General features: G+C 42.0%; 19 protein-coding genes. 11 read left to right on the forward strand and 8 right to left on the reverse strand.

The annotated features are described in order from the left end of the window. The first annotated feature begins 17 nt into the window (after positions 1-17). A complete protein-coding gene (locus HWQ43_RS26600; protein WP_292739239.1) occupies positions 18-455 on the forward strand; it encodes a secondary thiamine-phosphate synthase enzyme YjbQ in 438 nt (145 codons plus the stop codon). 183 nt (positions 456-638) lie between these two features. Further along, the gene (locus HWQ43_RS26605) at positions 639-1,691 is read left to right on the forward strand and encodes an aromatic ring-hydroxylating dioxygenase subunit alpha (RefSeq protein WP_292739241.1); all 1,053 of its coding nucleotides are present in this window, start codon (positions 639-641) and stop codon (positions 1,689-1,691) included. Position 1,692: 1 nt separating this feature from the next. Here HWQ43_RS26605 and HWQ43_RS26610 read toward each other — a convergent pair whose 3' ends face one another. Together HWQ43_RS26610 and HWQ43_RS26615 are read right to left on the reverse strand one after the other, a co-directional pair. Then, on the reverse strand, positions 1,693-2,370 hold the full coding sequence (locus tag HWQ43_RS26610) for an SDR family oxidoreductase (protein ID WP_292739243.1): 678 nt from the start codon (positions 2,368-2,370) through the stop codon (positions 1,693-1,695). 11 nt (positions 2,371-2,381) lie between these two features. Continuing rightward, entirely contained in the window at positions 2,382-3,365 is a 984-nt protein-coding gene (locus HWQ43_RS26615; protein WP_292739245.1) for a dienelactone hydrolase, read from the reverse strand. A gap of 311 nt (positions 3,366-3,676) precedes the next feature. On the opposite strand from HWQ43_RS26615, the gene HWQ43_RS26620 reads away from it, so the two are divergent. The 5 genes from HWQ43_RS26620 to HWQ43_RS26640 all read left to right on the forward strand — a co-directional run bounded on the left by HWQ43_RS26620 (position 3,677) and on the right by HWQ43_RS26640 (position 9,854). Then, positions 3,677-4,072 (forward strand): hypothetical protein, encoded by a 396-nt coding sequence (locus tag HWQ43_RS26620; RefSeq protein WP_292739247.1) that lies wholly within the window; start codon positions 3,677-3,679, stop codon positions 4,070-4,072. A gap of 405 nt (positions 4,073-4,477) precedes the next feature. Beyond that, the gene (locus tag HWQ43_RS26625; RefSeq protein ID WP_292739249.1) at positions 4,478-6,247 is read left to right on the forward strand and encodes a WD40 repeat domain-containing protein; all 1,770 of its coding nucleotides are present in this window, start codon (positions 4,478-4,480) and stop codon (positions 6,245-6,247) included. A 901-nt stretch (positions 6,248-7,148) separates the two neighbouring features. Continuing rightward, the gene (locus HWQ43_RS26630) at positions 7,149-8,141 is read left to right on the forward strand and encodes a hypothetical protein (protein ID WP_292739251.1); all 993 of its coding nucleotides are present in this window, start codon (positions 7,149-7,151) and stop codon (positions 8,139-8,141) included. A 285-nt stretch (positions 8,142-8,426) separates the two neighbouring features. Next, entirely contained in the window at positions 8,427-8,618 is a 192-nt protein-coding gene (locus HWQ43_RS26635) for a hypothetical protein (protein WP_292739253.1), read from the forward strand. Positions 8,619-8,708: 90 nt separating this feature from the next. Continuing rightward, positions 8,709-9,854: an AI-2E family transporter gene (locus HWQ43_RS26640; RefSeq protein WP_292739255.1), complete on the forward strand. Its 1,146-nt coding sequence runs from the start codon at positions 8,709-8,711 to the stop codon at positions 9,852-9,854. Positions 9,855-10,178: 324 nt separating this feature from the next. Here the strand turns inward: HWQ43_RS26640 and HWQ43_RS26645 are convergent, their stop codons facing one another. After that, positions 10,179-11,069: a DUF4231 domain-containing protein gene (locus tag HWQ43_RS26645; protein WP_292739257.1), complete on the reverse strand. Its 891-nt coding sequence runs from the start codon at positions 11,067-11,069 to the stop codon at positions 10,179-10,181. 421 nt (positions 11,070-11,490) lie between these two features. Here HWQ43_RS26645 and HWQ43_RS26650 point away from each other — a divergent pair, with 421 nt between their 5' ends. Continuing rightward, positions 11,491-12,660 (forward strand): homocysteine biosynthesis protein, encoded by a 1,170-nt coding sequence (locus tag HWQ43_RS26650; RefSeq protein WP_094351489.1) that lies wholly within the window; start codon positions 11,491-11,493, stop codon positions 12,658-12,660. A 98-nt stretch (positions 12,661-12,758) separates the two neighbouring features. Here the strand turns inward: HWQ43_RS26650 and HWQ43_RS26655 are convergent, their stop codons facing one another. After that, on the reverse strand, positions 12,759-13,784 hold the full coding sequence (locus tag HWQ43_RS26655) for a hypothetical protein (protein ID WP_292739260.1): 1,026 nt from the start codon (positions 13,782-13,784) through the stop codon (positions 12,759-12,761). Between the two features lie 378 nt (positions 13,785-14,162). Here HWQ43_RS26655 and HWQ43_RS26660 point away from each other — a divergent pair, with 378 nt between their 5' ends. Then, positions 14,163-15,056, forward strand: a complete 894-nt coding sequence (locus HWQ43_RS26660) for a tetratricopeptide repeat protein (RefSeq protein WP_292739262.1) — start codon at positions 14,163-14,165, stop codon at positions 15,054-15,056. Positions 15,057-15,192: 136 nt separating this feature from the next. On the opposite strand, the gene HWQ43_RS26665 is transcribed toward HWQ43_RS26660, so the two are convergent. The 4 genes from HWQ43_RS26665 to HWQ43_RS26680 all read right to left on the reverse strand — a co-directional run bounded on the left by HWQ43_RS26665 (position 15,193) and on the right by HWQ43_RS26680 (position 18,877). Next, entirely contained in the window at positions 15,193-15,813 is a 621-nt protein-coding gene (locus HWQ43_RS26665) for a TMEM165/GDT1 family protein (RefSeq protein ID WP_292739264.1), read from the reverse strand. Positions 15,814-16,123: 310 nt separating this feature from the next. Then, positions 16,124-16,576: a DUF29 domain-containing protein gene (locus tag HWQ43_RS26670; RefSeq protein ID WP_292739266.1), complete on the reverse strand. Its 453-nt coding sequence runs from the start codon at positions 16,574-16,576 to the stop codon at positions 16,124-16,126. A 238-nt stretch (positions 16,577-16,814) separates the two neighbouring features. Further along, positions 16,815-17,774, reverse strand: a complete 960-nt coding sequence (locus HWQ43_RS26675) for a protochlorophyllide reductase (protein WP_292739268.1) — start codon at positions 17,772-17,774, stop codon at positions 16,815-16,817. A gap of 227 nt (positions 17,775-18,001) precedes the next feature. After that, on the reverse strand, positions 18,002-18,877 hold the full coding sequence (locus tag HWQ43_RS26680) for an MBL fold metallo-hydrolase (RefSeq protein ID WP_292739270.1): 876 nt from the start codon (positions 18,875-18,877) through the stop codon (positions 18,002-18,004). A 300-nt stretch (positions 18,878-19,177) separates the two neighbouring features. Here HWQ43_RS26680 and HWQ43_RS26685 point away from each other — a divergent pair, with 300 nt between their 5' ends. Together HWQ43_RS26685 and HWQ43_RS33900 are read left to right on the forward strand one after the other, a co-directional pair. Then, complete coding sequence (locus tag HWQ43_RS26685; protein ID WP_292739272.1) at positions 19,178-22,717, forward strand: GAF domain-containing protein; 3,540 nt, start codon at positions 19,178-19,180, stop codon at positions 22,715-22,717. A 165-nt stretch (positions 22,718-22,882) separates the two neighbouring features. Continuing rightward, positions 22,883-22,978 (forward strand): hypothetical protein, encoded by a 96-nt coding sequence (locus HWQ43_RS33900; RefSeq protein WP_366932910.1) that lies wholly within the window; start codon positions 22,883-22,885, stop codon positions 22,976-22,978. The last annotated feature ends 4 nt before the right edge of the window (positions 22,979-22,982 follow it).

A 22,982-nucleotide genomic window follows, 5' to 3' on the forward strand; every position in this document is an offset into this window, starting at 1 on the left:
AGTATAAAATTCAACAGATGCCAATTATTAATAAGTTAATTGAGATTGAAACTGAGCCAAAAATTAATATTCATAATATCACCACACAAATTCAAGATTTTATTGCTTCAACACCAATTAAAAATGGACAAGTTTTAGTATTTTCTCAACACACTACAACAGCGTTATCTATCAACGAAAATGAAGTCAGATTATTAGAAGATATAAAAGTATTCTTGCAAAAATTAGTACCTGAATCAGACAGCTATTTGCATAATGACTTGCATTTAAGAGATGTCCCAGAAGATGAGCCGATTAATGCTCACTCTCATTTAATGGCAATGATACTGAACACTAGTGAGATAATTCCCATTGTGGATGGTAAATTAGCTTTGGGAACTTGGCAATCTGTATTGTTTTTTGAGTTGGATGGCCCGCGTAAAAGAACGGTATTTGTACAAATCTCTGGCGAATAATCCAATTTCAAACCTGCAATCCTCGCAAAACAACCTAAATCTGAGAGAATTACGAACACGACTAATAAGTACATCAGTTGAATTTACCTACAGCAATTAAAAACCTGAAAGAATGTTTTCCAGCATCACCTTCCTTTCCACAAACCAGGACTTTCGTTGTGTCAAAGGCAGAGGCCATTAGTTATGAAAAATAACGATAATTTTGTATTACGTAATACTTGGTACTATGCTCTGCCTAGCGATCAAATCAAGCCAGGTATGATGATCAGCCGCATTTTCTTAGGAGAACCAGTGCTGTTAGTTCGCAGCCAGGATGGTAAAGTGTCTGCAATGACGGACATTTGTCCCCATCGTGGTGTCCCCTTGAGTTGTGGGAGATTTAATGGGCAGGAAGTTGAATGCTGTTACCACGGTTGGCGCTTTAACTCCGCTGGGCGCTGCACTGCGATACCTTCTCTTGTGGAGGAACAGCAAATGGATTTGAGTCGCTTTGACGTGCAGTCTTATGCAATTCGCGAAGCCCAAGGGAATATCTGGATATATATGCCCGATCCCGAGAACCCTCAACCTGCTTCTGAGATGGAAATTCCGGTAATTCCAGGGTTTGACGATCGCTCCCATCAGTTCGTAGAGGTGGTAAAATTCCCTTGTTTTATAGATCATGCAGTGGTAGGTCTGATGGACCCGGCGCATTCACCTTATGTTCATCGTGCTTGGTGGTGGCGAAATGAGCAATTACACGAAGAAGTAAAGCAGTTTGATGCTTCGCCCTACGGCTTCACGATGCGACGACACCGATTACCAGCAAATGGGGGTCGATTATACTGGCTGATTGGCGGTGGTGTCCCGGAAACAGAGATTTCTTTTCGTTTACCTGGAGTCAGAATTGAAGAAACCACCATTGGTAATAATCGAGTCGTTAATTTGACGGCAGTTACACCGATTTCAGACACCGAAACTGAGGTAACTTTTGCTCTTTACTGGACACTTCCTTGGGTAGGCTTTTTCAAGCCACTGTTACACGTGCTGGCGCGGACTTTCATTGGCCAAGACCGAACGGTTGTGGAAAAACAACAGATTGGTTTGAAATATAACCCTGTGCTGCGGCTGATTAAAGACTCAGATATGCAGGCACAGTGGTATTACCAGTTAAAGCGCGAGTATGCTCGATCTGTCGCTGAAGGACGAGAATTTGTCAATCCTGTCAAGAGTCAAATACTCCGCTGGCGTGCTTAAATTACTCCAAAGAAAATTCGGCAAATTCTCTTTGTCCAAATAGCATATTTCGGTCTACGGCTGACAATATTTTATTATTGGCGCGATCGCTATTTAAACAGCGACCAACTAACTGCGCCACATCTGCACGATTAATGCTACCAATAATGTGCGGATCTTCAGTCAAAACGCCATTACCCGTTGCTGGTTCTGACTTGAGTCCACCAGGACGGATGATTGTATAGGTGAGTCCACTGGCAATTAAGTGTTGTTCGGCTTTGTCTTTTTCAGCTAAAACTTTTCCCAGTACCTCTAAAACTTGGGGTGAGGCAGCAACAACACTACTGCCAGCACCTATGGAAGATACAAGAATAAACTTTTGTACTCCAGCTTTAACTGCTGCATCGATTAGATTTTTGTTACCAGGGTAATCCGGCCTTTCTACATCTGATGGTACACCGCCAATTGTACTAATAACGGTGTGAATCGGTTCATCTGTCACGATTGCGCGTTCGACATCGCCAATATTCAAGGCATCTCCCAAAACTACCTCAATACCGATTTTCTCTATTTCACTAGCAACTGCTGCTTTTCTCAGGAGTGCTTTGACTTTTAGCTGTTGCGCTGTGAGATATTGAGCAATTTCTCGACCAACACCGCGACTTGCTCCAGCCAGAAAAATATAAGATGCACTTGTCATAATCAGCTTAACTATTTACGCTCAAAGGATTTTATCAGAGGATTGGCAGTATTTAATAATTGCTCGATCAACTGAGATGCTTCTGGCTGGTGGCGAACATAAGTGTCAATAAACAGACCAATAATTTCACTCATCAGCAAACGCAAGTTTTCTTGAGATTGAGTAGCTTTTAAGTCGAGAGAGGATCTAACTGTAGTGGAGTCTGGCTCATCAACTATCGAAAAGTGATTTGCTCCCTCTAAGATTACCAGATAGCTGTCATTTCGTCCCCCAGCGATTGCTTCTTGGAATGTACGTGTAACTGGGATAGTAGCATCCCCAGCACTTATACCATAGAGTTCGCTACTGGTAAGCATAAATCCATCACGGGTTCCTCCCATCAGTAGCAGTGGTAGGGAATCTGGTAAAGGCAAGATAGTTCCTGGTTCATACCCTATGGTTAAAAGTCCTCTGCTACTTGCGCCATAAGAAAAAGATGCAGCAACTCCAGGGAAAAACCGAGGGTCAGCATTTGTGAGCGATAATAAACCACCCGCAGAGTGTCCACCGAGAATGATGCGTTGTAAATCCAACATTCCTGCTAAAACTCCTTGATTTTGTAACTGTTCGAGTTTAGTTAGAAGTGCTGGCAAAGCCAAAGCTGTAGGAGCAGTAGGATAAATTGTGGGCTTCAGCTTTTCAAAATCAACTCCAGGTGTGAGGCTAATTACGCCTGGTAGATTTTTGGCAATCCAATTAAAGAGAACCACTACCAATCCACGTTCAGCCAATTTAACCGCTAACCATTGGTATTGTTGAGCATCACAGTTATAGCCATTGAAGAAAATCACTACTGGAAAAGGTGTCTTTTCTGGATTAGCTGGCTCAATTCCCATACTTTTTTCTAGCTGACTCTCCGGTATCTGTGCTGGATAGAGAATTTTCAGGTGAATGGTATCGTAAGGTGACTGGACACCCTCAACTTTGGCAGCTTCAAAAAAAGCACGAACTGTCATCTGTACCTTCCTTACTATGACTTCAAGAAAATCTTCCTCTCAGTGTACAACTGCTCCTCGCAAGCAAAATCTAATGATCTAAAATAACGAAGTAACTAAGTAGAAGGAAGAAGGCAGCACTAAAGACGCAATTAATCGCGTCTGTATAGGAGTCAGGAAAATCATTTCGCTGATTGGCATTTTACGTTGAATTATGTTTACCTACTGGTAATTAAAAATACGAGCAAAAAAATATACTTAACCTAATTGCAGTAAGTATCGTAATAAACAATTGTGCCAATCTAATAAATAACTTTTCTTTGGATAAACTTATGGCTAAAAAATCTCAACCCAATGTAGAACCATACCAAGATGTCAGATTATCTGCTACCACAAGAATTTGGGTAATTACAGTAGCCATTCTAGGAGTTTGCGTCCCATTGTCAGCCGTTACTAGAAGCGGTGCTATTCTTCCTTTAGTTGCAATTGGTGGCGCAGCTGTTGGTACAGTTGCTGTTTGGCGTTCTGATGAGCAAAAATCCAAAACTAACTATTTGCAGCAGCAGCAAATAGAACTGCTAGAGCGGAGATTAGCGAATTTAGAAACAATTGTTAGCAGTGATGATTTGAACTTACAAATGAAAATTAAACAGATCGAAGCAAGAGATACTTTTGGCGACTCATCTGATGTAAGTACTACACCCAGACAACCAAAACGCAAAGGTTAAAATTAGCCAATCTTCACCATTTATTTCGATTTCAGAGGATATTTCCGAGAATTATCGTTACTAGGTTATTTTTATGTAGCTATTTGCTGACTTAACGTTACTGCAATCTTTAAATCCGTCTCAAATTTAACTTTCCTTTGCAGCTAGAAGTGTTTTTCTAGAAACAGTATCTCGATCTCTATCTCCGTTAGAATTGACTGGTATCATCTAATTCTATATACTTCAACTGCATCAGTTCATGAAATGTCTAAGTGCTATCCATCTATCTCTTTCCCGGAAACATTTGTCAATGGCTGTGTTTTATTAGACTGTTAATATTACTGAATTTTTAATTAACTAAGGTTATAAACTTGAGTAATTGCATTTGTATAGCTTACCGTAGGTATGCAATAGTTTGCCGCAGGAATGCAGATGGATTGGATTAGCTTACTCAAAGCTCAACAAATTGACTTCCTTCAACGTGTGAAAAAACCTAAAACTTATGACTTATCTTTGCTGGAAAGTCAAGTTAAAGGTTGTCACACTGAAGTTATAGCCTTTTGGGGCGAGCCATTGGCTAGACTCCAAGAACTTTCTCGTCAACAAGCAGAAGTTCTCGCCAAAAATCCGCCGCCGACGCCGCCGGAATATCCTGAGCCTCCTGACTGGACGATACCTTTTCCCAAATACTTCCAACAACAAGCCCAAGATTATCTTTTCCGGGAGCATATTGTTGACAGGGTAATAACTGAACGCTTGGGCAAGTTAGTAAAAAAGGTGTCACAAGATACTTTGCAAAACATGATTTTAGATGATGAGGGAAATTTGGGTGGCGAAAGTAAATTTCCTTATATACTCAAAGATCATCCTCAGCTAAGTGTTCAAGTTTACGTTGCTGATGGAGAAAGTTTTAATGGTATTAAGAAAGACAAAATTAGGTGGTCGGTTACTCAAGAAGATTTAAAAAATCACCAAGTATTAATTTTTCTCTGTTTATTTTATCCATCTACAGGTAATTTAGGTTACGAGAAACAAAGTATCATAACAGGCTTTTTACCTACAAATCAACTTGAATTTAGCGAACCAAAACTGTATGTCACTCCGAGTAATTTGTTATATGCAGGGGGGTTAAGTTGGTATTTAGAATCACTGATGGGTAAAAAAGACACGTCGCCAGTAATTAATGAGAGAGCGATCGCAGATACAATACAGACTCTACCATCAGAACATTGTCTCAAGGCTATAGTCGGTGACTGGGAATGCTGGCAGACTTTGCAAGGACACACCAGAGGGATTAATTGCCTAGCTTTCAGTTCCGGGTGTAATAATGGCAAAGCCTTACCCATTTTGGCAAGTGGTAGTCGTGGAGAGACGAAACTCTGGGATTTAAGTAAGGGTGAATTAATAGAAACCTTATCAGAGTATCCTTGGGTAATATCTGGGCTGGTGGATGAAGTGAATTCCCTAGCTTTTAGTTCCGATGGCCAGACTTTAGTGAGTTGCGGTGCAGATTCGACAATTAAGCTTTGGCACGTAGGCGCTTTAGACTTGATAGATATTTTGCACAAACACAATGGAGTAGTGCGTTGTGCTGCCTTCACCCCAGATGGCAGAATGTTAGCGACAGGCGGAGATGACAGAAAAATTCTGTTTTGGGATTTGATGCATCGTCAGGTTGCGATCGCACTTTCTTTAGATGATACAGCTGCTCATTCCCTAGTTTTAAGTCGAGATGGCGAAACTCTAGTTACAGGTAGCTACCGTAAAATCAAAGTTTGGCGCACTTCACCCCAAACGGGAATCAAAAGCTTAAAAGATACACAACCACTACACACCCTCATGGGTCATTCTCACATCGTTTGTTCCTTAGCAATCAGTGCAGATGCTAAACTGCTCGTGAGTGGTAGCTGGGATCAAACGATTAAAGTTTGGCAATTAGAAACTGGAGAATTACTTCATACCCTTAAAGGGCATAGAGATAGAGTCTATGCGATCGCTTTAAGTCCTGATGAACAAATTATCGCCAGCGGTAGTGCTGATAAAACCATCAAGTTGTGGCATTTACAAACCGGGGAATTGCTAGGTACATTTACAGGTCATGGTAATATAGTCACAGCATTAGCCTTCACAGCTTCCGGTGAAATGTTAGTCAGCGGCAGTTTGGATAAGACAATTAAAATTTGGCAACGGAGTTAATGGTAGTTGGTAATTCATCCTCACACTTTCTACATAGCTTGCTTCTTTGCAGGATTACAATGACTTGCTAACGTAATTCGTAATTGTGGAGTCTTTAAGGCTCGTGGACAAAAAACTTTAAAAACTCTCTTGCTCAAACCTTGTTCAAGCTGGAGACAACAGTTAATGAGCAAAAATCTAGTTTATATTTTTATCTTAAAAGAGAATAATCAATATTTGATTATAACAATTTAAATAAAGTGGGAAAGTTGGGAAAAATAGAATAATTTTTCAAGGGTATTGCTTTTCTATTTCAATTTATGTAGCTTGAGAACAAGCAACTACCATTCAGAAAAAGCATGTAGTGGCAATAATTCTAGCTGTGAATTTACTCTAACAGCAGCTACTCGTCGTTTAGGCAAAATCAAAAAATAAAAACTTTTATTTTCTGAGCTTTCGACCTCTCATTAGATTGTAGGTTGATTTTTGTATATGAATAATATTATCCAGGGCAAACAATATATAGTAGCTAGAGCTTGGAATATAATTATTTTGACTTTTGACTTACGTTGTGATGTACTAGATTCTGGCAGTGATTTGAATATCTATCAAGTTAATAGATGTAATAGAAATCAATTTTATACATTTAATTTTAGGGTTAGATGAATATAAAATCCGATATCTGTGTTGTTTTTTGCTGCACACATCTCTTTTTTTAACCTATCTATACATTTAAAATGTTGTTTTAAAGGCAATCAATCAGGTCTGGTTAAACAGCTAGAAATAAAATTTAGACTATACTTTACGGACACTTTACAGAGAATTTAAGCTTGATTGATATTAGTAGATATCTATCCTTTGGCGTGTAAGTTACAATGCAACTAGAAAGCTAAAGCTTAATTATTGTTAATTAATAAAAATAATGTTTATTTTACAACGTGGCATTATCACCTATGCTTATGGAGCATCTTATTATCTAGAAATGGCAAAGTCATTAGCACGTTCTCTACGTCTTCATTCACCAAATGTTCCGCGTGCGATTGTTACTGACAAGGAAAATGATAAAGATTTACTAGAACTTTATGATTACGTTATAAACATTAGACATGAATACGGTTCCAACGTAAAACAAAAGCTTCACCTTTTTGATTATTCTCCATTTGAATATACACTTTGTATTGATAGTGATTGTATAGCAGTGAGGGACATTAACTTTATTTTTGATGATTTTAAAGGCAGAAGTTTTAGTGTGGCAGGTAATGTATATCTTCAAGCAGGCGATAAAGATACATTTATTGATGTAGATGGCACACTCAAGCGATTTAATCTGACAAAATTACCTAGATTTAATGGAGGTCTTTATTATTTTGAAAAAAACGATACTGCTAAGGCTTTTTTTGCAACAGCACTAGAATTGGCAAAGGATTGGAAAAATTTAGGTATTAGTGAATTTCGTGGTGATGGCCCTAATGATGAACGTATTTTTGGTCTAGCTATGATGCTACACAATCAAACTATGTTTGAAGATAATGGTCAGATGATGCGAACACCTATCGGTCTTCGTGGTTCTTTTAATATAGATGCTATTAAAGGTAAATCTACTTTTCAAAAATACAATCAGGTGGTGTCTCCTGCTCTTGTACACTTTGCCTGCGTTTGGGGAGAGCATCCCGTATATTATCGTGAAGTAGCAAAGTTAAAAAACCTAGATAAAGGTTCAGTTAAGCAGGTCAATTCTAATATATTTTCCGCAATTCAATATAAGTTTGGCTATCAGATTGCTTTATTAAGATATATAGCTAAACGTGTACCTAAAAATTATAAATATATTCAAGCTAGAGTGAAAAAACTTTTGATACAATTGCCTGAGCTGATTAAAACTAAATATAGAATTGAGCCAGTTCGGAACAAATAAAGTTTGGTAAAACTCTGCATTCCTTTGTGCTGAAATTCAATTACTCAAAGGCTGCTTTAGTTACTTTCTGTATAGCTTTAATAGTGTATAATGTGCTGTCTGAGGTTCAGGCAGCACTAACAAAGTGTAATAGCGATCGCGTCTCGCATTCCTTCGCTCCTGACAGGTAATAGAAATTATATTTTTGTGAAAATTACAAGGATTGTATCTGTGGGTTTATTCTAGAAACTACACGGTACAACGCAAATTTGTATGTACCACAAAAATCTGTATTGCCGTACTTGTATGGAAAATCAACTAGGATTAATTCTGAAACTGCTTTTACTCTCGGCTTTGTTATCGGTATTGATTAAGTATGCAGGGCCAAGTGTATCAATTCCAGCGACAGCAACCAACGCGCTGATTATAGTATTCTTGCCGATTATGATCGTAGCGATCGCTCTACTATGGCGATTTCAAGCACAAAAACAAAATTAACTCAAACCATTTACGCACAAGTTCCTAAAATCAGCTAACCTAGCTTAATTACAAGAAAATTGCATCTCGCCAACCGTTGGGAGTTAGCCTGTGAACCTCGGTCAATGGATCGGCTTAATCGCCATACTTCTTTCTTTATACATCTTGTGGCAAATTCGGGAAGTACTTTTGCTCATGTTTGCCGCAGTTGTGTTAGCCACCACCTTAAATCGGCTAGCGAAACGCTTTCAAAGCTTTGGGATGAGGCGCGGATTCGCCGTCCTCCTAGCAGTAGCTATCTTTTTCGCAGGTGTCGTGGGTTTTTTCTGGCTAATTGTGCCGCCATTTGCCCAGCAGTTTCAAGAACTAACCTATCAAGTTCCTAGAGGGTTTGGACGCTTTAATAGTTGGCTTGATGCCCTGAGAACTCGTATTCCTGACCAGTTAGTTCCTTACATTCCAGATATTAATAGTCTCATCCAACAAGTACAGCCCTTCGCCAATCGGCTACTGGGAAACTCCTTTGCCTTTGTATCTGGCTCTTTGGAAGTTGTCCTCAAGATTTTGCTAGTGTTGGTTTTAACAGGGATGCTCTTAGCCGACCCCGTGGCTTACCGCAAAGTATTTGTGCGGCTTTTCCCTTCATTTTATCGGCGGCGGGTAGATGGGATTTTAGATAAATGTGAAGTCTCATTGGAGGGATGGATTACAGGCGCTTTCATTGCCATCTTTGTAGTGGGAGTCATGAGTCTCATTGGCTTATCAATTTTGCATGTAAAGGCAGCACTTGCTTTAGCGGTTTTAGCGGGATTTTTTAACTTGATTCCCAATCTGGGACCAACAATGAGTGTAATCCCAGCAATGGCGATCGCTTTCTTGGATGAACCTTGGAAAGCGATCGCTGTCTTGATTCTCTACTTTATCATTCAACAGGTTGAGAGTAATTTCATCACACCCGTTGTCATGGCGCATCAAGTATCATTGCTGCCAGCCATAACCTTAATTGCCCAGCTCTTTTTCGTAACGTTCTTTGGCTTTTTAGGATTATTCCTAGCACTACCTTTAACTGTTGTTGCTAAGATTTGGTTGCAAGAGGTGTTAATTAAAGATGTTTTGGATGAATGGGGGAATAACAATAGAAAAGAGACTGAGTTTGTAATAGTTTCTGAATCTCCTGGAACAGATGATAATTGGACGGCAGAAAATCCAGATATAAATGAGAATCCCTCGATTGATGATGATATTTTGAAAAAATAAGATTAGTCACTCGGCTTTCAATACGGTTCGCTTAAGGTTTTTTGATGAAAATTCTAGCTCACAAAGATGTGATAAATCGCCGTCAAAGCGAAAGACTGATTATTGTAGAGACGGCGATTCATCGCGTCTATTGACTTAACTCCATGACACGAGTTATATGAAGTCTTAGAAATTTGGAAGCGATTGGGATAATGAGTGCTGGAGTGCAAAAACAATAAGATTCCCAACTTTTTTTAGAAGTCGGGAATCTCATACTTTTGAGTCAGTCTGAATAAATCCTATTTGAAAGAATAACCATGAGCATGGACAAAATTAACTGATTAGCTATTGTTTGTTCTGCTTTGTTACCTCTGCTTCTGCTTTGTTTGACTCATTAGATGAAGCAGATTCTGTCTTCTCTGATTGCGTGTCACTAGTTTGTTGCAATTGGTTGAGATGAATATTGTTCACTTGAACAATAAAATATTCTAATGCCTGACTTGCCTTTTGTTGCTGTTGGGTTTCGTCAGAGACATCATAGCAACGATAAGGCGGAGTCACGCCCAATATAAATTTCTCTTGTTCCGCTTCTAATAATTCAACAGCTGTATTAGCAGCAAGCGAACTTTTCTGAAAAGGAAAAGAAGTAACTATACTAGCAACTATAGAAGCAATAGCTGGGCAAAGCACAGGGAGCCACTTCAGCCAAGCTTGTCCTGCTTCTAATTTGTCTACCAGAACTAAAATCGGTGTGACTCCTGATAAAATCACTGTCGCAATTTGCAAACTATAGTAAAGGTTCCTTGATACACCCCTAATTCTTTTATAATCGTCAATCAAGTCTTGGCTGTATTGTAAAGCCTTTCCTCTTGTCAGAGTCAGCGTATCTTTATTCCAGGAATTAGAATTTGTTAATAAATAACTATAGAGTTCAGCTTTTTTGGTGAGTTCAGACTTATAAGCGGCTTGCTTATAAGTCTGAAATACTTGTCTATTGATAAGCAACAAAAAAAATAGAAAAGTTAGAGATACTGCTCCAGAAATTACAACTGTTTTATCATCTGAAAGAAAAATAATAAAGAGTCCGGCAGAGATAAAAGCTGCAAGTAATAAATACTCTATTACCTTCAAGTTAAACAACTTTTTTTCATCTGATGGAGAGGATAAATTTTCAATACTATCGGAAATCTTACTTTGGTTTCTTTGCTCAAGATTAGTTAATTCAGAAGTAGTCATTGCCTCTTACTCAATTCGTTATCGGGTGAAATGTTTCTTTCGATTGACGTAAAATTATTTAAGTCCAGTAAATCCACTTAATCCTAACCATACATACATTTGATTGATAATGCAAGACTTTTTTATAGTAATTTTACGTAGGGGTAAAAAATTTTTGGATACAGGTAGCTTGTTTACCCCAAAAAATATATCATTCATTTGGACTTTGCAATACTTGAATTGTTTTTTGGAATTTATCTTTATTCGGGGTGTTAAGCTGTCGTGCAGAGATTGGCAATAACTATTTCGAGATGAAATTATACAAGAGTCTCGATAATCTGCATTCACAAGGAGCAATGAAAATTTCTTTCCCCTAGTAGAGACGCGATTAATCCCGTCTCTCCCCATTCCCCATTCACCAGGAAGCGCAAGCACTTATAAGATGCGAACAATTGCAGAAATTAACGAGAAAATTAAGCGTCAACGTGCGGTGGTGTTGACAACTGAAGAATTAAAAGCACGAGTTGTAGAAATCGGTGTTACTAAAGCTGCTAAAGAAGTCGATGTAATTACCACTGGTACTTTTGAGCCTATGGAATCAAGTGGTGCAATTATCAATCTGGGACATACTGACCCGCCGATAAAAATTCGCCGCTGTTGGTTAGATGGTGTGCCAGCATACTCTGGTTTTGGGGCAGTAGATTTATATTTAGGTGCGAGTTGCGCTGTGGAGACGACGGACGGGGAAGAAGTGCGAGAACGTGGTGGCGGTCATGTAATCGAAGATTTGATCGCTGGTAAATCTATACACGTGAAAGCCCAAGGACAAGTAACAGATTGTTACCCCAGAGCAAATTTTGAAACTACAATTACCAGTGACACAATTAATCAGTTTTATTTATTCAATCCGCGCAATCTTTATCAAAATTTTATTGTTGGTGTAAATGGTGGCGATCGCCCCCTCTTCACCTATCTCGGTCCTTTACAACCGCGTCTGGGGAATGCTGTTTATTCTAACCCCGGTGCGATTTCACCCTTACTCAACGACCCTGATTTGCAACTCGTTGGTATAGGTACTCGAATTTTTTTAGGCGGCGGTATTGGCTATGTCGCTTGGGAAGGCACTCAGCACTTCCCCTTACAAAAACGTTTAGCTAATCGTACACCGATTGGGCCTTCTGCCACTTTAGCTTTAATTGGTGATGCCAAGCAAATGGATGCTCATTGGGTGCGAGGGTGTTATTTCAAAAGTTATGGCCCCTCATTAATGTTAGGGGTTGGTGTACCACTACCTGTATTAAATGAACAAGTAATTGAACACTGCGCCGTCCAAGATCAAGACTTAGTAGCCCCAATAGTGGATTTTTCCATTCCTCGGCGCGTCCGTCCCACCTTTGGTTTGGTGAGTTACGCCCAACTCAAATCTGGGCGGATCACCATAGAGGGCAAAGCAGTACGCTCTGCCCCCTTAGCGAGTTTGTTTTTTTCTAGGCAAGTCGCCCTAGAGTTGAAAAAGTGGATCGAAGCAGGTACGTTTACCCTTACAGAACCAGTTTCTCCAATTCCGATGGAGCGATCTTTTCTACCCCAAGACCGTCGGACGGATTTTTGATTGGAGCAGGGGAGCAGAGGAGCAGAGGAGCAGTAAATCTTTCCCCTCTGCCCCTCTGCCCCTCTGCTTTTTTTGCCCCATGCCCAATGCCCCATTCCCTACTCTTGAGTCGGTTTCGGTCGCTTGATGGGTTTAGGAGCGGGTGTTCTTGGTATAGGTTTTGACACCACTGAAGTGTCGCTGCCTGTACTTGTTTTCTTGATGGGACGAGGGGTTTCGCCAGTGCGTCTGGGGGGGAATGGTTTTCTACCACCAGCACCACCAATGCCAGCACGAGGCCCACCTTTAAATGGTGGTTTGCGTTTTTTGGGTAAATCAGCGATCGCCTCAGCTTTTTCTACTACCAAAACGTCTGCTTCCCGTTTGGCTTGGAAGTCCCAGAATTTGCCCACTGCTTTGGTAGTTAGCACACCCCTCAATTTCAACTTAAAATACTTGGGTTTGTCAGTTGATTTGCGTGGAGCCTGCCTAATTTTGACTACCAAGCTTTTAGCATCAAAAGATTGGTATACTACTTCACCACGAACAGAAAAACCACCATCTGCAACTTCTGATGAAGGTCTGGGGGCAGTTGTATTTAGTTCAGAGTTCTCGGATAAGCCATCATCGAGTGTCTCTAACTCTTGCAACTCCAAATCCGATTCGTCCTCATCTGTTGAGTTTTTAGCCAGATTTTCTGGCTCCCAAACTCCGACGATTTGGATGTGCAAGGTGTCATTTTCTTGTCTAGTACGTGGATATACTACCCACAAGTGTTCTTTTTCTAAGTCTAGATGATTCTTGACTAAGCTCATAATCCGGCCTAGGAGGACGGCATTGAGTTCTACACCATCTGGAGTCAGCAGCGTACCTTGAGTAAATTGTTCGCTGCTAGCATGATAGCGACCCCGGACTAAGCCGATCGCTCGATACTGCATCGGTTCACTGGGAGGCGGAATCGGTTGCTGGCGATTAATCAAGTTCCCATTCGAGTCAGTCTCGCTGGGGTTGACAGGCAAATTGTCAACTTCTTTAGAGGAATGGGCTGCTATATGAACATTAGCGGCTGCCTCTACGTTAGTTGGGCCCTGGTTAGAGGCAGAAGAATTGGAAGATTCAGGCAACGGCATCAGGTCGGAATTCATAAAAACTCCTTGCGGCGGAGACACATCCCATTGTGGGATTTTACAAAGGCAGCTGGAAAGAGCATTTGTGCGACTGATGAAAGTATATTGGCTTTTCACAAAATCACACTAGGGTACTCTATACAATCCTAAAGGCGCTAAATTTAATGTATAAACACTAAATGTCTAATTTAGCGGCTTTACACTAGTTTCGGAAGCATATCATAGCTACAATTCTGACGGCTCCTCCTAAAGTCATCACTTACTTTAGCAGTGTGGATAGTTAATTGTTATAAAATTCACAGGCAATTGGCGGTATTCCGCAAAGTTTTGGAAATTTTTAACTTTACGATTTGTGTAAATGATAATGTCATTAAAATTTAGGAGAAAGACAAAACCGTGTCTCAACCGCGCAATCGTTGGATAGTTCAAGTCGTCTTAGCGGTGGCAATTCTTGCTTTTGTGGGTGTTTCGGTGATTCCCATAATTGGAGCATTTAATAATACGCCACCCTCAAGTCAGAATACTGCTAGCACCAGAGGCAGTTTGTCCTCCGCTGACCAAAAATCAAAACTGGAAGACGAAGCACGGGGTTATGAACAGGTTTTGCAAAGGGAACCAGAAAATCAGACTGCGCTTAAAGGTCTGTTACAGGCGCGGCTGCAATTACTGAGTCAAAAAGATAAAAGTGAGGTAAAACCAGCTGATATCCAAGTTGTCATTGAACCCTTAGAAAAGCTAGCAAAGCTGAATCCCGAACAGTCAGAATATTCAGTGTTACTAGCTCAAGCCAAACAGCAAATTGGCGATCGCGAAGGAGCCGCTCAAGCTTATCGTTCGATTTTGTCCAGCAAACCGGGCGATTTGAAGGCTTTGCAAGGAATGGTGGCTCTATTGATCAGTCAGCAACGCCCCGAAGCAGCCATTGGTTTGTTGCAAGAAACCCTCTCTAATGCAGCCCAAGCAAATACAATTCAGCCTGGAAGTGTAGATATAGTAGCCGTGCAGGTGCTGTTAGGTTCTGTTCATGCTTCCCAGAAACGTTACGCTCAAGCTAGCTCTGTATATGACCAGGCAATTAAGAAAGATCCCAAGGATTTTCGCCCCGTCGTGGCAAAAGCGATGCTCCTGAAACAACAGGGCAAAGATGCAGATGCAAAACCTTTGTTTGATAGTGCCGCAGCTTTAGCACCTGCTAAGTATAGAGACGAAATTAAGAAGGCAGGAACGGTTTCCCCCATTCCTAAATCTGCTTCATCTCCCGCATCTTCATTGGGAAATACTCCCAAGTAATGGGCATTGGGCATGGGGCATGGAGAAGAGACAAGGTAGACAAGGAAGAGGGGGGAGACAAGGGAGAGACTTGTTCTAATAATTCCCCCTTGTCCCCTTGTCTCCCCTGCTCCTTCTGCTCCCCTGCTTCTTCCCCTCACGCTCCTTCAATGGCTGCAACGACACCAAAGACTAAAAACAAACATCCGCCAATCAGGGTGAGTTGACGCTCAGAAATGCGTCCGGCAATCATTTTGCCACCGATAACTGCGATCGCAGCACAAATAGAATGTCCTAAAATCGCACCTATTGTCACTCCAATGGGGTTATTACCTGCTGCTAGGGCAATAGTGGCAATTTGGGTGCGATCGCCCCACTCTGCCATAAATGTCAACACAAAGGCTTCTATGACAATTGCCAACCCAGTTTTTTGCTTTGGTAACTGCAAATCTGCTTGTTTCACCGCAGCTTCAGCTTCTTCCACAACTTCTGTATCACAAGCAGCTGCGGACATCTTACTAGCGTCATACAACAGCTTGATACCGAAGGCAATAAATAAAGCTATTTCGGCGTAATGAATATAAACTTTTGGCAACAAAGATACCGCTTGTCCAAATATCACCGAAAGGATTGTCATCGCGGCTAAAGCAGCTGTCACACCTATAAATACCAGCCGCCGCGGGTGGTGCATTGCCAAAATTACAGCAATAAAAAATGTTTTATCGCCTAGTTCTGAAACTGTAATTAGTAATAAACCTGCGGTAAAAGCTGTTAACACTCTCTCAAGCTCCTGAAGAATCGTTTACCGATGTGAAGCTTGATGAGAGCCAAAAGACCTCACCAAGTTTACACTTTTCGGTGTGAACTTAGTGAAGGTCTCGCTTTCAAATATTGGTTACTTGCCATCTGAACCAGGCTCATCGCCAGTATGTTGATTCAGATGTACTGGCTTTCAAGTTTTCTGCCAGCAGCTACTCCCCTTCTATGCGTTCACGATTATACATATTTTCTATGTATTAAGTCAAGAGAGTAGGCAATATAGAGGTATAACTGTAGAGTGAAGCGGTACATACAGACCGATTCAGGGCTTACTGAGGTAAAAACTCATCATCTGTGACTTCTGCTAGCTGGTATGGACAGTTCAGAGGAAAGGATTCTATTGACAAGCCAGTTTCAGCTTTTGCTTGCTTAACCGCTTGTGTGTAACACTCAGCAAAAACTATCTCAAGATAGGATTTGAGACTAGGTGAATCATCTAGAGCTTCTTTGACACGTCTACGATGTTCAATTATGCTTCCTTCCCAGCTACCGCTTCTTTTGTCGGGCTGAAATTGCCATTTGAGCAAATGCATCAGAATTACAATCAGATTACTCTTGAAACTTCGGCGCTCACTCCTTCCCATATCGGCAATTTCTTCAATTAGGTTCTCCCACTCAACGTTTGCGTAATCCTGACTTTGCAATTTTTCTACAGTCGTTTCTATCCATTGCAAGTAATCAGTCTCATATAGGGTTTGGGAATGTGCCTTTAGGGAAGACATAGCAGTTTCCATCAGAAATCTTTAGATAATATCTCACATATCTTTACAATTAACATCGGTGCGTTAGACTTTAACGCACCCTACGGCCTAAAGTAATTGCCAATTGTCTATAACTTTACTAAAGTCAGAGGTGACGTAATAATCACCTCAAGCATTACTTACCTGCACAATAATGCCAATTCATTCCAAAAAATGAATTTATGAATCATGCACAAGGGTAACGCCACCTCCTGTTCTGTCATGCAAGTCCAACTAACTTGGCGCTTAGTTCCCACATACGATCGCCTTTGTCGTCATCACGGGCTTGAGGAGAGACTTTTTGCACAAAAGACTTGCCATCTTTCTTCTGGCGATTTCCCCAACTCCAATAAATACCGGATTGATTATACTCAGGATCGGCAACCACAGCAGCAACCCGTTCTCCCGCCAACTCTTGAGACACATATCCCCCAGTGATATACTTCTGGAATAAGGGGAAGATTTTCTGAAACAGGGGATAGTGGTTTCTAAATAGCGGCGTTTCTGCAACACATCCCGGATAAAGAGAATTGAAGACAATACCGGTCGACTGGTGATAGCGATCGTGCAGTTCCCGCATAGTCAGCACGTTGCAAACCTTGCTGTCTTTGTAAGCTTTGACTGGTTCAAATTTCTTGCCATCAATCATCGATATTGGCTCTTTAAACCCTTCTGCAAAGCCTTGCAAATCGCCTAAGTCGGGACGTGGTGGAATCTTTCCACCCAGTTCGTCTGGATTGTGGGTGACTGTTCCTAAAATTACTAGCCTTGGCTCTAAAGATGATTTCTTCAAATCCTCTATCATCAGGTTGCACAATAGGAAATGACCCAGATGATTGGTAGTGACAGTTAACTCGTAACCTTCGGGACTGCGTAAAGGCTCTTTAATTAAGGGCATATAAATTGCAGCGTTGCACACCAAAGCGTCTAAAGACTTTCCAGTAGCTCGGAAGTTCTTCACGAAGTGTCGGACACTTTCCAAGGAGCCAAGGTCAATATGTATGCTGGTATAACTGTTGTAGGGGATTTCCACAGCTTGAGCAGCTTTTTGTGCCTTTGCTAAATCCCGACATGCCAGTACTACATACCATCCTTTATCAGCAAGAGCTTTTGCAGCATACAAACCCACCCCCGAAGAGGCACCCGTAATTACAACCGTTGGCTTCTGATGTTGTTCCATTGTGTTCGCACTCCATTGACTGTCTCTAGGATCTCATACCAGTGAGCCATGATTGTCATTAGCTTTTTCAAGGCTGCATTAGAGGATGTTTGAAAAGTCCTATTGTCGGTATCAAAAGTTTTAGATCCTTCTAAATCACCCTTAAAAAGGGAGAATCACGTGAAAAGTAGAGGCGCAAAGCCTTGCGCCCCTACTGCGTGGTCTTATACCTAAAAATAGCTGTAATGTCAATCCAAAGATTCCATAAGCTCAATACACTTGTGCATCTGCTGGCGCATGGTTTCCCGATCGGCATGAAACCTTCGCCCATGACCTGGTAGTACCCATTCAAAAGAGTAATTAGCCAAATTACGCATTGATTTAGTCTGTTCTGACCAAGAATACCAGCAAGCACCGTGGAATGCAGTCAGTTGGTGCAAGCTTTCTGACCAAGCGAGATGATCGCCAGTGAACAGAAACTTATTTTTATAAAGTAAAACTGTGTGTCCTTTGGTATGACCGGGAACTGGGATAATTAATAAATCCTCAGTCAAAGTAAATGCTTCAGAACCAGTTAGCTGTATTTCTACATTGCGCGTATCGGCAGTAATATCATCAATGTGGAGGATGCGATCGCACTGAAAATGCTCGGCAAACTTTTGATGATCTGCCACATCATCCTTATGAGTTAAGTACATGTAACGAATCGGCCCCAGTTCTTCTAAGCGCTTGACTAAAGGCGGCGTAAACCGGGGAGAATCCACCAAAATATTACCTTCTGGAAGTTGAATTAAATAGCTAGCAGCACCGTAAGATTTTTCCGAATGATAACCACAGTGGTAAATATTTTCCACTACTAATATTGGAAAACTTTGTTGAGCATCTTTGATATCTTTTGGTTTTTCAACTGTGCCGATAGAACTAGTAGGACAAGCTAAAAGTGCTTCCAGGGCTGCTAATCTTTCTGCATCATTGGTTGGTTGATGATAAACCGCCGACTGTTCATCAACACGAGAAAACACTTCAGGAGTCATCCAGCGACAGGTATCACAATCAATACAGGTAGTATCTACATAAAAATCGCCGTTGACATTTTGGGAGCGACGCTGATTTAAATGAGCCATATTAATCCTTTTGCTTCCAACCCCTTACTGGGGAGCGAGAAATCCTATCCTATGTCACTACGCTAGCAAAATTGATTTGAGATTGTAGACATAACTAAAAGTAAATCTGTTCAAAGATATAAAAACTCTTGAAACGATTTTTTATTACAAGTGATAAATTCGGGTTCAGTGGCTTCAATGGGTCGAATTATGCTCCAAGTGAGCCTCCTATCTCCTTTAAGTATCGCCTGATTTTAGGAATTGGTATAGCTTATGAGTTGCTAATGGGAACAATCAAGAATAAATCCCTTTGCCAATAAAATGTTTAACCGTCTCAACCCATCAGAACTGAAATCTGCGCTCGTCCGTCATCCCCTGATAGTTAAAGGGGATACGACGGTGATGGACGCGATCGCTCAAATGAGTGGTGTGCGGACTCTTTGTGAGACAACTAAAACTGTGGATGGGCAAATGGATGAGCTTTATTTGGAAGCACGATCGAGCTGCGTATTAGTAGTAGAAGAAGATAAATTACTAGGTATCTTCACGGAACGGGATGTGGTGTGGCTATCTGCCCAGCAGTGTTGTTTAGAGAATTTGACAATTCGGGAGGTGATAACCCATCCAGTCGTCACCCTGCACGAGTCTGATTTTACTGATTTATTTTTTGCTGTTAATTTGCTCCAACAGTATCGCATTCGCCACTTACCGATCCTGGACGATCGGGATCGGGTAGTGGGGCTGGTAACTAATGAAAGTCTGAGGCAGTCCTCTCGCCCCGTGGATCTGTTGCGGTTGCGACTGGTGTTTGAAGTGATGACGAGTGAGGTGATTTGTGCTACGCCAAATAGTTCCATGCTGGCGATCGCTCAACTGATGGCAAAACACCGCCTTAGTTCCATCATGATTGTACAACCAGGTGGTAGCCAAACTGAACCTCTGCAAATTCCTGTGGGAATTATCACCGAGCGCGATATTGTGCAATTTCAGGCATTGAGCTTGAACTTAAAAACTTGTTTAGCAGAGGCGGTAATGAGTACGCCGATTTTTGCCGTGAAACCTGACGATTCGCTGTGGGTGGTGCAGCAGATTATGGAACAACGCTTAATCCGCAGGTTGGCGGTGACGGGGAAACAGGGTGAACTATTGGGAATTGTCACTAAGGCTAATTTGCTACAAGCCCTCAACCCGTTGGAGCTATACAAGTTGGCGGAGGTGTTGGAAAAAAAGTCAGTGCGGTTAGAGGCAGAGAAAATCGAACTCTTAGAAACCCGCAACGTTGAACTAGAACAACAAATTGAAGCCCGAATGACGCTCCTAATAGCTAAAGCCGAACGGGAGAGATTGGTGCTAGCGATCGCCTTACAAATCCGCTCATCCCTGAGTCTACAAACTATTTTGGATAGTACCGTCATAGAGGTGCGGCAATTGTTGGGCTGCGATCGCGTCAATATTTGGCAGTTTGAAGCAGATTGGCAAACCATCGCCGTTGCCGAGTCCACTGATTCTTCACTGTCACTGATAGGTCAGCGCGTTAGTGATAACTGTTCAAAACAAGGCTACACTGAAATTTACCGCCAGGGGCGGATTCGCATCGTGTCGGATATCTACAAGGCCAAAATCTCAGACTGTCACCGAGATATGCTGATTGCCCTCCAGACGCGAGCCAAAATTTTAGTGCCGCTCTTTTGCGGTGATGAACTATGGGGTTTGCTCAATGTCACCGAAAGTCAGCACCCCCGCGATTGGGAACCGGAAGAAGTCGAACTGCTGCAAGCCTTATCAGTGCAATTGGCGATCGCCCTTCAGCAAGCCACCACCCACAAAAAATTGCAAGAGCAACTAAGCGAGCGCCAGCAAGCGGAAAATCGACTGCGGGAAAGCGAACAGCGTTATATTATTCTCAATCAAGAACTAGAAGCCAAAGTCGCAGAACGCACAACTAAACTCCAAGAACGAGAGGCGCAACTCCAGTCTGAACTGTTGGTACGGCAGAAAACCGAAGCGAGGATTGCCCTGCAACTGCGGCGACAGCAAACTTTAGGGGCGATCATCCAAAAAATTCGCGAGTCCTTAGATATTAACGAGATCCTGGCAACAGTGACTCAGCAAGTTAAAGATGTACTGCACAGCGATCGCGTCATCGTCTTCCGGCTTTGTGCTGACGGTAGAAGTCAAATTGTCCAAGAATCCGTATCTGGTGAGTTCCCCGCCCTCAAAGACCAGCACTGGGGCAATGAAATGTGGTCTCAAGAAATCCACGATTGCTACTGGCAGGGTAAGCCCCGCATCGTTCCTGATGTGACGAATGATATCTGGGCAAAGCGCCTAGTAGAATTCTCCCGCGAAAGTCAAATCCAGTCCAAAATTGTCGCACCGATCTTACAAGACGTGCGAGGCAGCGAAAATCATCGCTGGGTTGCCCCTTGCGTAACTAACAAGCTCTGGGGGGTTTTGGTTGTCCATGCTTGTCAAGAAAAACGAGTCTGGAAAGACTCTGAAGCGCAACTTTTGCAACAAATTGCCAACCAGTTGGCGATCGCCATTCAGCAAGCGAGTCTGTTTGAGCAATTACAACAAGAACTCGCCGAACGACAACAGGCGGAAGCAAAGCTCACTGACAGCAATCAACAATTGGCAGTTTCTAACCAAGAACTCGCTCGTGCCACTCGCCTCAAAGATGAATTCCTGGCCAACATGAGCCACGAACTCCGCACCCCCCTTAACGCTATTTTGGGCATGACCGAAGGGCTACAAGAGGAAGTCTTTGGTGTTGTCACCGAGCCACAACTCAAAGCTTTACGAACCATTGAGCGCAGCGGCTCTCATTTGCTGGAGTTGATCACCGACATCCTTGATGTGGCAAAAATTGAAGCCGGAAAAATCGAACTGGACTATGCCTCAATCTCAGTGGCTCGTCTGTGCCAATCCAGCTTGGTGTTTATTAAACAGCAGGCATTGCAAAAACGGATTCAGCTTGAAATCAAACTTCAGACAAATCTACCTGAACTGCTCGTGGATGAACGCCGTATTCGGCAAGTGTTAATTAACCTGCTCAACAATGCAGTCAAATTCACTCCAGAGAGGGGGCGCATTACCTTAGAAGTTACCCAACTTTTCCCAGACATCTCAACTACCGATTTAAAAAAGCAACATTTCTTGCACTTTGCTGTCACCGATACGGGCATTGGCATCTCGCCAGAGAATATCAAGAACTTATTTCAGCCCTTTGTGCAAATCGATAGCGCCTTAAATCGTCAATATGCAGGTACAGGCTTGGGACTGGCATTAGTGAAGCGAATTGTCGAACTTCACGGCGGTAGCGTAGGGCTAACTAGTGAACTAAGTGTGGGCAGTTGCTTCACTATCGATCTCCCCTATACTCCCAGTTTTCGCGTTTCACCAGAAATTACCGCAGACGATCAACCAGCCGTGACTCCAGAATGGGACTCTCCAAGCACCGACGAATCAGCGAGCCTTACCCCCCTAATCTTGCTAGCAGAAGATAACGAAGCCAATATCAGTACAGTTTCTAGCTACCTCAAAGCCAAGGGCTATCGCATTGTGTTGGCACAGAATGGTCAAGAAGCCATCGACGTTGCTAAAACTCGCCACCCTGACTTAATTTTGATGGATATTCAAATGCCGGGAATGGACGGTTTAGAGGCGATGAGACAGATTCGCCTCGATTCTAACTTGGTTGATATTCCGATTGTGGCGCTCACAGCGTTGGCGATGACGGGCGATCGCGATCGCTGTTTAAAAGCAGGAGCTAACGACTACCTGAGTAAACCCATAAAGCTTAAGCAACTGGCCATCAACATTCAACAACTTTTGAATGCAACCAAGGATGACAAATGAATCAGCCCTCTATTTTAGTCGTTGACGATCAACCCGATAACTTTGATGTCATTAAAACAATTTTAAGTGAGCAAAATTATCTGCTGCACTATGCTGTCAGTGGTGAAGAGGCGATCGCATCTCTCAACCTATTATCAGCCAGATGTAATTTTGCTAGATGTGATGATGCCAGGAACCGATGGCATAGAAGTGTGTCAGCAAATCAAAGCCATACCAAAGTGCGACTTAATATTCTTACCTCTCTCCAAACCTCTCTCCTAAAAGG

Origin of the sequence: Nostoc sp. JL31 (genome assembly GCF_017114965.1) — a bacterium.
Lineage (GTDB): Bacteria > Cyanobacteriota > Cyanobacteriia > Cyanobacteriales > Nostocaceae > Nostoc > Nostoc punctiforme_A.